The organism is Allokutzneria sp. NRRL B-24872 (genome assembly GCF_002155965.1).
GTDB lineage: Bacteria > Actinomycetota > Actinomycetes > Mycobacteriales > Pseudonocardiaceae > Allokutzneria.
The window spans coordinates 1-687 of the sequence record NZ_MUMH01000471.1; the positions used below are offsets into that span (position 1 = coordinate 1).

Here is a 687-nt window from a genome sequence, read left to right on the forward strand (position 1 = left end):
TTGCCCGGCGGCGCGCCGAGCAGGATCGGGTCGTCGCGGTAGTACACCGTTTCGACGGTGATCGGGAGGATCGGGTCGCGGGAGCCGGAGTAGTACCCCGTCCACTCGGCGAACGGGACCTCGGGACGCTTGTCGTCCGGCCGCACCCAGCCTTCGCTCGCGATCTCGGCGTCGTGCGGCAACGGCAGCCCGGTGGCGAGCCCGGCGATCGTGCGCACCGGTTCGCCGGCCATCGCGCCTACGTAGTCGTATTCCGAGACGTCGCCGGGCACCTCGACGCCGGCCGCCACCAGGTACGCCGGGTGGTGGCCCAGCGACGCCGCGATCGGCGCGCGGCCTTCGGCCTCGAACCAGCGGCGCAGGTGCTGCGCGCCGTGCTTGCCCGCCTCGATGTTGACGCTCACCGCGCGGCCCTCGTCCTGCACCTGCATCCGGTACGCGCCCAGGTTGATCCGGCCGGTGTCGTAGTCGCGGGTGACGACCGCGCAGCCCGTGCCGATGTAGCGGCCGCCGTCGCCCTCGTGCCAGCGCGGGACCGGAAACTTCAGCAGGTCGACTTCGTCGTCCACATGGGACAGCAGCGGACCGTCTTCCACCGTGACGGCGCGGAAGTCGCCGGAGCGGGAGATCCACTCCCCTGGCTTGACGGCGAGCTTCTCGACGAGGTCCTCGTCGGTGTTGTCCCAG

The 687-nt window shown here is 71.5% G+C and carries 1 protein-coding gene; it reads right to left on the minus strand.

The features are described 5' to 3' along the window. A partial coding sequence (locus tag CCN37_RS38750; protein ID WP_143262108.1) for a UbiD family decarboxylase occupies window positions 1–687 on the minus strand: 687 nt, incomplete at both ends.